Source organism: Streptomyces botrytidirepellens, assembly GCF_003721215.1.
GTDB classification, from domain to species: domain Bacteria; phylum Actinomycetota; class Actinomycetes; order Streptomycetales; family Streptomycetaceae; genus Streptomyces; species Streptomyces himastatinicus.
Genome location: NZ_RIBZ01000763.1, coordinates 1 through 10,532 on the forward strand (window position 1 = coordinate 1; position 10,532 = coordinate 10,532).

Genomic DNA, 10,532 nt, shown 5'->3' on the forward strand with positions numbered 1-10,532 from the left:
CAGCGGGATCTGCCGCACCGCCTCGGCCGCCTCGCTCCCCGCGCCGCCGGGTCGGCCGCCGGACCGCCGCGCGTCGGTCTGCCGCCGCTGCCACCACCGGACGCCGAACGCGGCCGCCAGCCCCAGCACCCACCCCGGCGGCCCTCCGACGAGGACGACACCGGCCAGCAGGACTCCGAGGGAGGCCGCCCACGCCAGGGCCGCGCCCTCGTCCATCCGCGCGCGCCAGCGCTCCCGGGCCCGAGCCGGCTTCCGGGCCGTGCCGGTGTCCGCGTCCGTTGGCCCGCCCGGCAGCAGTGCCGCCAGGCGCCGCCCGGCGGCACGGCCCCGCCGGGCTTCCACTCCCGCCATCGCCACATACGCGACGGCCGCCATGAGGGACAGCACGATCCCCAGCCTGTGGACAAGGACGCCGCTCATCGCCCAACTGCCTTCCCGGGGGCGAGCGCCGCCCGCATCGACCGTCTGAGCCAGACGAACCCCGCCCACTCCAGCAGGCAGCCGCCCAGCAGACAGCCCAGCCCGACCGGGGTGTGCAGGAGCTGGTGCAGCGGCTCGGTGCCCAGCGCGGCGCCCATCACCAGCCCGAAGACCGGCAGCACGGCCAACACCGCGACGGTGACCTTGGGCCCTGCCAGCCTGGCGCGCAGAACCTCCCTCTGCTCGCGCTCGGCGCGCAGCGCCGAGGCCACCCGGTCGAGCCCGGCGGCAAGCCCCGCGCCCTCGTCGACGGCCACCTGCCAGCAGGCCGCGACCCCGGTCAGCCCCTCCGCGCCCGGCTGCCGGGCCGCCCTGCGCAGCGCCTCGGGCACATCCCCGCCGAACCGGGCGGCGGCGGACACCAGCCCCCATCGCTCCCCCAGGTCGCCCGAGGGCACGGACAGCAGCGCCTCGCCGGGCTGTCGCCCGGCCCGCAGCTCGCCCGCCACGGTGCCGCACAGCTCGATCACTCCCGTCGCACGCCGGTCGCGGGCCCGGGCGCGCTCCCGGGTCCTCAGCCACCGGCCGACGACCGGCACGGCCGCCACCGCGGCGAACAGCGGCAGGACCGACGCGCTGAGCACTGCGAGCACACAGCCGAGCGGCAGGCACAGCAGCTCACGCCCCATCCGCCCGCCGTACCTGACCCGCCAGCGCTCCTTGAGCCAGGCGACCGTCTCGGACAGCCGCCGCGCCGGGTCCGGCCCGGTGGGCGCGACGGGCCCACCACCCGCGAACAGCAGTCTGGCCCGGCGCAGCTCCCGGTCCCGCCCGGAGATCAGCCATGCGGCCGCCGCCGCGCACAGCAGCGCCGCGCCGAGGGTCAGCGCCCCGGGGTTCCCTCCGATGCCGGTCATGACGCACCTCCGCCCCGTGCGCACAGCCGCTGAAGCCGCTGCCAGCCCGCCGCCCGCTCGAAGCCCTGCGGGCCCCACAGGGCGGCCGGCACGGTGGTGACGAAGCCCGCGCGGTCCCGGTCCAGCACGTGCAGCTCGGCGATCCTGCGCCGTCCGTCGCGGTCCCGCACCAGATGGACCACGACCGACAGGGCGGCCGCCAACTGGCTGTGCAGCGCGGCCCGGTCCAGGCCCGCGGTCGAGCCGAGCGCCTCCAGCCGGGCCGGTACGTCTCCCGCCGTATTGGCGTGGACGGTGCCGCAGCCGCCCTCGTGTCCCGTGTTCAGGGCGCCCAGGAGATCGGTGACCTCGGGACCCCGCACCTCACCGACCACGAGCCGGTCGGGCCGCATCCGCAGCGCCTGGCGCACCAGGTCCCGCAGGGTGACCTGGCCGCGGCCCTCCTGGTTGGCGGGGCGGGTCTCCAGCCGGACCACATGGGGATGATCGGGCCGCAGCTCCGCCGAGTCCTCGGCGAGGACGATGCGCTCCTCCCGGCCTACCAGCCCCAGCAAGGTGCTCAGCAACGTCGTCTTGCCGGACCCGGTGCCGCCGCTCACCAGGTACGAGAGCCGGGCGTCCAGCATGGCCCGCAGCAGCTCCGCGCCGCCGGGCGGCACGGTCCCGGCGGCCACCAGCTCGGCGAGGGAGAACGCCCGCGGACGCACCACCCGCAACGACAGACAGGTGGATCCGACGGCCACCGGCGGGAGCACGGCGTGCAGCCGTGTCCCGTCCGGCAACCGGGCGTCCACCCAGGGCCGGGCGTCGTCCAGCCGCCGACCGGCCACCGCGGCGAGCCGCTGGGCGAGCCTGCGCACGGCGGCCGCGTCGGCGAAGGTGACGGCCGTCCGCTCCAGCCCTGCGCCGCGGTCCACCCACACCTCGTCGGGGGCGGTGACCAGCACGTCCGTGACCTCCGGCGCGGCGAGCAGCGGCTCCAGGGGGCCGGTGCCGACCAGTTCGGAGCGCAGCGCGGCGACCACGCCGAGCACTTCGGTGTCGCCCAGCAGCCGCCCCTCCTCGCGCAGGGCGGCCGCCACCTGGGAGGGACTCGGATCCGCACCGCTCTCCGCCAGCCGCAGCCGCACCGCGTCCAGCAGATCCAGGGTTTCGACGCTCATGCGGTGACACCCCCCGCGCCGGGCAGGGCCCGTGCCCAGAACTCGGAGCAGAACCGGCCGAGCGGGCCGCGTGCGCTGCCGCCCGGGGGCTCGCCGCCGTCGATCGCGTCCAGCAGCCCCGGTTCCGGCGGCAGTTGACCGGCCAGCGGCAGCCCGAGCAGCCGGGCGATCTCCTCGTCGTCCAGCTCGGGCCCGCACGGGCCCCGCACCACCGCGCGCAGATCGCTCAGCACCATGCCCACCGTGGACGCGACCCGGTGGGCGGCCGCGACGGCGCGCAGCTCCGCCGGGACGACCAGCAGGCCGAGGTCCACCTGGGCGAGGGCCTCGGCCGCCGCCTCGTCCACCCGGCGCGGCAGATCCACCACCACGACCCCGCCGCGCCGACGGGCCGCGGCCAGCACCGCGCGCATCGCCGAGGGCGGAATGACGACCGAATCGCCCCGGTCCCAGCTGAGCACCCGCAGGGAGTGCAGCTCGGGCAGTGATTCCTCCAGCGCGCTCCCGGCGACGCGGCCGCGCGATTCGGCGAAGGCGGGCCATCGCAGCCCCTCCGACCCCTCGCCGCCGAGCAGCACGTCGAGGCCGCCGCCCAGCGGATCGCCGTCGATGAGCATGGTGCGCCGGCCCGAGCGGGCCGCCGAGACGGCCAGGGCGCAGGCGAGGGTGGAGGCTCCGGCCCCACCGCGCCCTCCGATGACCCCGACGGTCAGGGCCTGTTGCCCGACCCCCTCCGCGACATCGGCGATCCGGTCCACGAGCCAGGTCTCGGCATCGGGCAGGAACGCCACGTTGTCGGCGCCGAGATCCACCGCCCGGCGCCAGATGTTGTGGTCGTCGAGATCGCGCCCGATGAGCAGCACGCCCGCTCTGCGGACGCGGCCCCGGAGCCCGGCCGCCGCGTCGTCCCCGACGAGAATCAGCGGCGCGCCCTCCCAACTGCCCCGGCGCGTGGGTGCGCCATGGGCCACTTCGGCCTCGGCTCCGGCGGCCGCGCACAGGCGCAGCAGATCGTCGAGAAGCTCTTCGTCCTCGGTGATGATCAGCGGTCTGCCGCGCTGTCCTTCTTCCGGTGATGACCGTTCCGGTGTGATGGATGCAGTCACGATCCCCTCCCCATATCGTTACGCGCTCTCACTCACGCGAACGGCGAGTGCAAACAACGCGGAGAATCACCGTGTCGCGATCCTGAAAATCTTGGGGATCTTGGTCCAAAACCGTGGACAACTCATCAGTTGTGAATATCCCAGTCACCTAAACCAGTGACTTCCGGAGTGCAGCCTAGCGATTACGCACGGTAACCGTTCAGGGTGCTGGAGAGCAGGCGTCACCCAGGCCCGGATGAGGGGAGCAAGATCGCGTGAAAGGCCCGAAAAAGCGTCCGGACATGCGACGACCCCCGCCGGGGGGGAGAGCGGGGGTCGTCCCCACGGCCGACTCGGGGGGGGAGGAGTCGGACCGGGTTAGCACGGTCGCGAACGATCCGTGACTTCCATGGTGTACCCGAGAGCCTTCTCAGGCAAACCCACGCGCCTCAGCTTACGCCGAATGGTGGGCCCTATGCTCGGCGTCGTGGAAAACCACTCCTTGCCCCGGACAGCCGCCTTCTTTGACCTGGACAAGACGGTCATTGCGAAGTCAAGCACGCTCACCTTCAGCAAGTCCTTCTACCGGGGTGGGCTGATCAACCGTCGAGCCGTACTGCGTACTGCTTATGCCCAGTTCGTCTTCCTCGCCGGCCGCGCCGATCACGACCAGATGGAGCGGTTGCGCGAGTACCTCTCGGCACTCTGCCGCGGCTGGAATGTCACGCAGGTGAAGGAGATCGTCGCGGAGACTCTGCACGATCTGATCGACCCCATCATCTACGACGAAGCGGCTTCACTCATCGAGGAACACCACACCGCCGGACGCGATGTAGTGATTGTCAGCACCTCGGGAGCGGAGGTCGTGGAGCCGATCGGCGAGCTGCTGGGCGCGGACCGGGTGGTGGCCACCCGCATGGTCGTCGAGGACGGGGTCTTCACCGGGGAGGTCGAGTACTACGCCTACGGGCCGACCAAGGCGGAGGCGATCGCCGAGCTGTCCGAGTCCGAGGGCTACGACTTGTCGCGCTGCTACGCGTACAGCGATTCGGCAACCGATCTGCCGATGCTGGAGTCGGTCGGCCATCCGCACGCGGTGAATCCGGACCGGGCCCTGCGCCGCGAAGCGGTCGCCCGCGGCTGGCCGGTCCTCTCCTTCGATCGCCCGGTGCGGCTGAAGCAGCGGCTGCCCTCGCTGTCCATGCCGCCGCGGCCGGTGCTGGCCGCGGTCGCGGCAGTGGGCGCGGCCGCCGCCACCGCCGGTCTGGTCTGGTACGCCAGCCGACGACGCGCCCCTTATGCCCGCATTTGACCTCGCCGCAAAGATCTGCGTGGAGGGGTTCCACTTGGCTCCGCGCAGGAGTAGAAAGGAATCGACGGCCCGCGAGACCAGGGGTATCCGGGAGGATCTCCCCAGACGCACCAAGGCCCCACGGACCGAGCACGGATGCTGGGCACCCACGCGACGCCGACCCGTCGATTACGGGCCAGCCGCACCAGGTGACGGGCGAAGATCCCGGCCTGATGGGCGAATTTATGTGCACGCACTGGTAACCCGGCGGACGTGCCAGCGGCGGCACCCTCGTGGTGCCGCCGCAACTCTGTCCGGCCCCGGAAGCACCCGGAGCCGGACGGCCTCAGGCCGCTCCCCGCTGCATCGCCTCGCATACGGCCGTGCTCTCCCGCACACCCAGCTCAACCGACCGTCCGCAGTGCGCGATCCAGGCCGCCATGCCCTCGGGAGTCCCGGACACATAGCCCTCCAGCCCGGCCACACACATCGCGGCACCCTGCTCCGCGTGGCCCACCTCCGCCGGACAGATGGACTTCGGGTCGAGCCCGCTGCCGACCAGCACGATCCGCTCGGCCGCGCGCGCCACCAGGCCGTTGTAGGAGGCGAAGGGCCGCAGCGCGAGCAGCTCCCCGTGCACCACCGCGGCCGTCACCAGCGCCGGGGCCTCGCTGCCCGCGAGCAGCAGCCGCGCCAGGCCGTCGAGCCGGGCCGCCACCTCGTCGGCGTCCGGCGGCTCCGGCCCGACCAGTTGCTCCCGTACCGGTTCGCCCGCCAGCCGGGGCCGTCCGACTCTGTCGTCAACCTCCGCCCCTCCGGCCGCGACCAGATGCAGCCGGGCCAGCACCCGCAGCGGCGACTGCCGCCAGACGCTGAGCAGCTGACCGGCCTCGGCGGTCACCCGCAGCGCCGCACCCACCGTGTGCGGCTCCCCGTCGGCCCCGAAGTCGGTGCGGCGGCGGACCTCTTCGAGCGCCCAGTCGGCACCGGCCAGCGCAGCGGAACCACGCGCTCCGCGCAGCGCCGCCTCCGACGTGACCTCGTTGCTGCGGCGGCGCATCACCCGGTGGCCGTAGACCCGGTCCACTGCCGTCCGTACGGCCTCCACGGACTCGGCCACACCGGGCAGCGCCGCCAGGGTGGCGAGCGGATCTGCTGACGTACTCATGAGTACGACCCTACGCACCCGTTGCCCGGTGCCCCTCGTTGGAGTGGTTTTCTTCACGTAAATCCCTCATGGGAGAGGATCACTCACCTACGCTTTCTGAACATGAAGATCGCTTTCGTAGGCAAGGGCGGCAGCGGCAAGACGACGCTGTCGTCGCTGTTCATCCGCCATCTCGCCGCCACCCGCGCCCCGGTCGTCGCGGTCGACGCCGACATCAATCAGCATCTGGGCGCGGCACTCGGGCTCGACGAGGCGGAGGCCGCCGCGCTGCCCGCCATGGGCGCCCATCTCCCCCTGATCAAGGACTACTTGCGCGGGACGAACCCCCGGATCGCCTCCGCCGAGACCATGATCAAGACAACGCCGCCCGGCGAGGGTTCGCGGCTGCTGCGGATCAGCGAGGACAACCCCGTCTACGAGGCGTGCGCCCGGACCGTCCCGCTCGGGGACGGGGAGGTGCGGCTGATGGCGACCGGACCCTTCACCGAGTCCGATCTCGGCGTCGCCTGCTACCACTCCAAGGTCGGCGCGGTCGAGCTGTGCCTCAACCATCTGGTCGACGGGCGTGGGGAGTTCGTGGTCGTCGACATGACGGCGGGCAGCGACTCCTTCGCCTCCGGGCTCTTCACCCGCTTCGACATGACGTTCCTGGTCGCCGAGCCCACACGCAAGGGCATCGCGGTCTACCGCCAGTACAAGGAGTACGCCCGCGACTTCGACGTGGCGCTGCGCGTGGTCGGGAACAAGGTGCAGGGCCCGGACGACCTCGCCTTCCTGCGCGCCGAGGTGGGAGACGACCTGCTGGTCACCGTCGGCCACTCCGACTGGGTCCGGGCGATGGAGAAGGGCCGCGCGCCGCGCTTCGCGGAGCTGGAGGAGCCCAACCGCGCGGCGCTGCGCACGCTGCACGACGCGGTGGACGCCTCCTACGAGCAGCGGGACTGGCAGCGCTACACCCGCCAGATGGTGCACTTCCACCTGAAGAACGCGCAGAGTTGGGGGAACGCGAAGACGGGTGCCGACCTGGCGGCACAGGTCGATCCGGCCTTCGCCCTGGACGAGGCCGCCCCGACCGGTCGGGCGGCGGCCGCCCCCGCGCCCGCCTAGTCGCCCGCCCGGCGCGGTCATCTCACCTGACTATTCACCCCATAGAAGGAACAACGTCCCACTCCTCCTCAAAAGGCTTCCCACTGACTTTACCTGGCATTACGATTCATTTACCAACGCTTGGGAGTCAGCACCGCAGTACGCCGTGACCCACGGCCGCGCCTTGCCCGCGACCGCGAAGCCCCGGAGGAGACGGGAATGTTGAAGCTCTTGGACCAGATCGCGCTTGCCGCGGACGCCCCGCTACAGGCCGGGCTGATGACCGTCGCGCTCGCCGGGATCGCGATCGTCGTCTTCGTCTCGCTGCGCCGCTTCAACCGGCCGCAGCGGCCGGTCACCGAGGCGGCCGGTGCGTCCGCCTGCCGCCCGTGGACGCCCTGGCGCAACCACCACTGCACCCGCCCCGCCTCGGCGGCCGGGGACGGACACGAACACGGACACGGACGCAGGGAGGGCGCGGGGCAGCTGCTGGGCGGAGTGAGCGCCTTCCAGCGCAACACCGCGCCGCTGGTGCGCGACGAGCTGGCGCGGCTCGCCCGGGAGGGACAGCGACCCACCCAGCTGTTTCTCACCTGCGCCGACTCCCGGCTGGTGACCAGCATGATCACCTCCAGCGGCCCCGGCGATCTGTTCACCGTGCGCAATGTGGGCAATCTCGTGCCGCCTCCCGGCGCGGACGCCGCCTGCGACTCGGTGGGCGCGGCCATCGAGTACGCGGTGGAGGTGCTGAGGGTCGGCAGCATCACGGTGTGCGGGCACTCCGGATGCGGGGCGATGCAGGCGCTGCTCGGTTCGTCGTCCGCGCCACCCGGGGCGCAGACCCCCTTGGCGCGCTGGCTGCGCCACGGCAGGCCCGGGCTGGCGCGGATGGAGCGGATCGGGCGGCTGGGGCGAGGCGAGGTCGCACTGGCCGACCGGCCGGTGGCCGACGATGTGGAGCGGCTGGCGCTGATCAACGTGATGCAGCAACTGGAGCATCTGATGGCGCACGCCTGCGTCGCGCGACGGGTGGCGGAAGGAGGGCTGGTGCTGCACGGGATGTACTTCCATGTGGCGGAGGCTCAGGCGTACGTACTGGAGCCCGGATCGAGCCGATTCCTGGCCGTCCGGCCGGATGACGGCACCCCGGTGGCCGTCTGCGCGGCCGGTCCGGCCGCCACCCCGGAGCCCGGAAAGAGGGGAGCCGCGGAGGCACTGGAGGCAATCTGATTACAGGTCTAAACCAATTTACGGCGACAGCGCCTTGTCAGGGCCTGCCCGGGGCTGATGAGCTATGGCGGGGACACAACGGACACCCTGGGAATGGGAGATGTCGTGAGCAACGAAAGCCTGGCCAACCTTCTTCGCGAGGAGCGCCGCTTCACGCCGCCGGCCGACCTGGCAGCGGACGCCAACGTGACGGCCGAGGCGTACGAGCGTGCGAAGGCGGACCGCCTGGGCTTCTGGGCCGAGCAGGCCCGTCGGCTGACCTGGGCGACCGAGCCGACGGAGACGCTCGACTGGTCGAACCCGCCCTTCGCGAAGTGGTTCGCGGACGGCAAGCTCAACGTGGCGTACAACTGCGTCGACCGTCATGTCGAGAACGGGCTCGGCGACCGGGTGGCCCTCCACTTCGAGGGGGAGCCTGGCGACACCCGTTCGCTGACCTACGCCGAGCTTCAGCGGGAGGTCTCCCAGGCGGCGCACGCGCTGACCGAGCTGGGGGTCAGGACGGGCGACCGGGTCGCCATCTACCTGCCGATGATCACTGAGGCCGTGATCGCGATGCTGGCCTGTGCCCGCATCGGCGCACCGCACTCCGTGGTGTTCGGCGGCTTCTCGGCCGACGCCCTCGCCACCCGTATCCAGGACGCCGACGCCCGCGTGATCATCACTGCCGACGGCGGCTACCGCCGCGGCAAGCCGTCCGCGCTCAAGCCCGCCGTCGACGAGGCCCTGACCCGTCCCGGCACCGAGAACGTGCGCAGCGTGCTGGTCGTCCGCCGCACCGGCCAGGAGGTGGCCTGGACCGAGGGCCGCGACGTCTGGTGGCACGAGATCGTGGAGCGCCAGCCGGAGCAGCACACGCCCGAGGCGTTCGACGCCGAGCACCCGCTGTTCATCCTCTACACCTCCGGCACCACCGGTAAACCGAAGGGCATCCTGCACACCACCGGCGGCTACCTCACCCAGGTGTCGTACACCCACCACGCCGTCTTCGACCTCAAGCCGGAGTCGGACGTCTTCTGGTGCACGGCCGACGTCGGCTGGGTCACCGGCCACTCGTACATCGTCTACGGGCCGCTCTCCAACGGAGCGACCGAGGTGCTCTACGAGGGCACGCCGGACACCCCGCACCAGGGCCGCTGGTGGGAGATCGTCCAGAAGTACGGGGTCACCATCCTGTACACCGCCCCGACCGCGATCCGCGCGTGCATGAAGTGGGGCGACGACATCCCGGCCAAGTTCGACCTGTCCTCGCTGCGCGTCCTCGGCTCGGTCGGCGAGCCCATCAACCCCGAGGCGTGGGTCTGGTACCGCAAGAACATCGGCGCGGACACGACGCCCGTCGTCGACACCTGGTGGCAGACCGAGACCGGCGGCATCATGATCAGCCCGCTGCCGGGCGTCACCGCGACGAAGCCCGGTTCCGCCCAGGTGGCGCTCCCCGGCATCGCCGCCACCGTCGTCGACGACGAGGCGAACGAGGTGGCGAACGGTGCGGGCGGCTACCTGGTGCTCACCGAGCCGTGGCCGTCGATGCTCCGCACCATCTGGGGCGACGACCAGCGCTACCTGGACACGTACTGGTCCCGCTTCGAGAACCGCTACTTCGCGGGCGACGGCGCCAAGAAGGACGACGACGGCGACATCTGGCTGCTCGGCCGGGTCGACGACGTGATGCTGGTGTCCGGCCACAACATCTCGACGACCGAGGTCGAGTCGTCGCTCGTCTCGCACCCCAAGGTCGCCGAGGCCGCCGTCGTCGGCGCCACCGACCCGCAGACGACCCAGGCGATCTGCGCCTTCGTCATCCTGCGCGGCGGTGCGGCCGAGGACGAAGGTCTGGTCGAGGAGCTGCGGGCGCATGTCGCCAAGCAGCTCGGCCCGATCGCCAAGCCCAAGCGGATCCTGCCGGTGGCCGAGCTGCCCAAGACCCGTTCCGGCAAGATCATGCGTCGGCTCCTGCGGGATGTCGCCGAGAACCGCGCGCTGGGTGACGTCACCACGCTCACCGACTCCTCCGTCATGGCGCTGATCCAGAGCAAGCTGCCGTCCGCGCCCAGCGAAGACTGAGCAGCGGAGCAGAGGCGACGGTCTGAGCAGCGGCCCGAGCAAGGGCCCGAGCAGCGGCCCGAGCCGAGGTCATGCGGCCGAGGGGCGCCCCCGCCACGCGGGGGC

General features: G+C 72.2%; 7 protein-coding genes and 2 pseudogenes. 4 read left to right on the plus strand and 5 right to left on the minus strand.

Annotated elements, in window-relative coordinates:
- The 4 genes and pseudogenes from EEJ42_RS50455 to ssd form a co-directional block, all read right to left on the minus strand.
- Positions 1 to 420 (minus strand): annotated as a pseudogene (locus EEJ42_RS50455) (type II secretion system F family protein); the annotation flags it as partial.
- Positions 417 to 1,337, minus strand: a complete 921-nt coding sequence (locus EEJ42_RS38840; protein ID WP_123106864.1) for a type II secretion system F family protein — start codon at positions 1,335 to 1,337, stop codon at positions 417 to 419. The pseudogene EEJ42_RS50455 and the gene EEJ42_RS38840, both read right to left, overlap by 4 nt.
- Positions 1,334 to 2,500: a TadA family conjugal transfer-associated ATPase gene (locus EEJ42_RS38845; RefSeq protein ID WP_123106865.1), complete on the minus strand. Its 1,167-nt coding sequence runs from the start codon at positions 2,498 to 2,500 to the stop codon at positions 1,334 to 1,336. Before EEJ42_RS38845 ends, EEJ42_RS38840 begins: the two co-directional genes overlap by 4 nt.
- Positions 2,497 to 3,606 carry a septum site-determining protein Ssd gene (ssd, locus tag EEJ42_RS38850; RefSeq protein ID WP_123106866.1) on the minus strand — a complete coding sequence of 370 codons (1,110 nt, stop codon included), beginning with the start codon at positions 3,604 to 3,606 and terminating at the stop codon, positions 2,497 to 2,499. The genes EEJ42_RS38845 and ssd overlap by 4 nt, the downstream gene beginning before the upstream one ends.
- Before the next feature lie 454 nt (positions 3,607 to 4,060).
- Here ssd and EEJ42_RS38855 point away from each other — a divergent pair, with 454 nt between their 5' ends.
- Positions 4,061 to 4,897: an HAD family hydrolase gene (locus tag EEJ42_RS38855; RefSeq protein WP_123106867.1), complete on the plus strand. Its 837-nt coding sequence runs from the start codon at positions 4,061 to 4,063 to the stop codon at positions 4,895 to 4,897.
- 325 nt (positions 4,898 to 5,222) lie between these two features.
- Here the strand turns inward: EEJ42_RS38855 and EEJ42_RS38860 are convergent, their stop codons facing one another.
- On the minus strand, positions 5,223 to 6,044 hold the full coding sequence (locus EEJ42_RS38860) for a Fic family protein (protein WP_123106868.1): 822 nt from the start codon (positions 6,042 to 6,044) through the stop codon (positions 5,223 to 5,225).
- 102 nt (positions 6,045 to 6,146) lie between these two features.
- Between EEJ42_RS38860 and EEJ42_RS38865 the strand changes: the two genes are divergently transcribed.
- The 3 genes and pseudogenes from EEJ42_RS38865 (at position 6,147) to acs (ending at position 10,427) form a co-directional block, all read left to right on the plus strand.
- Positions 6,147 to 7,151: an ATP-binding protein gene (locus tag EEJ42_RS38865; protein WP_123106869.1), complete on the plus strand. Its 1,005-nt coding sequence runs from the start codon at positions 6,147 to 6,149 to the stop codon at positions 7,149 to 7,151.
- Positions 7,152 to 7,469: 318 nt separating this feature from the next.
- Positions 7,470 to 8,360: pseudogene (locus tag EEJ42_RS38870) on the plus strand (carbonic anhydrase); the annotation flags it as partial.
- A 105-nt stretch (positions 8,361 to 8,465) separates the two neighbouring features.
- Positions 8,466 to 10,427, plus strand: a complete 1,962-nt coding sequence (gene acs, locus EEJ42_RS38875) for an acetate--CoA ligase (protein ID WP_123106871.1) — start codon at positions 8,466 to 8,468, stop codon at positions 10,425 to 10,427.
- Positions 10,428 to 10,532 lie beyond the last annotated feature (105 nt).

What these genes read in the sequence shown, in the direction of transcription:
- EEJ42_RS38840 (WP_123106864.1), bottom strand. Translation starts at nt 1,337, where the DNA reads ATGACCGGCATCGGAGGGAACCCCGGGGCGCTGACCCTCGGCGCGGCG.
- EEJ42_RS38845 (WP_123106865.1), bottom strand. Translation starts at nt 2,500, where the DNA reads ATGAGCGTCGAAACCCTGGATCTGCTGGACGCGGTGCGGCTGCGGCTG.
- EEJ42_RS38855 (WP_123106867.1), top strand. Translation starts at nt 4,061, where the DNA reads ATGCTCGGCGTCGTGGAAAACCACTCCTTGCCCCGGACAGCCGCCTTC.
- EEJ42_RS38860 (WP_123106868.1), bottom strand. Translation starts at nt 6,044, where the DNA reads ATGAGTACGTCAGCAGATCCGCTCGCCACCCTGGCGGCGCTGCCCGGT.
- EEJ42_RS38865 (WP_123106869.1), top strand. Translation starts at nt 6,147, where the DNA reads ATGAAGATCGCTTTCGTAGGCAAGGGCGGCAGCGGCAAGACGACGCTG.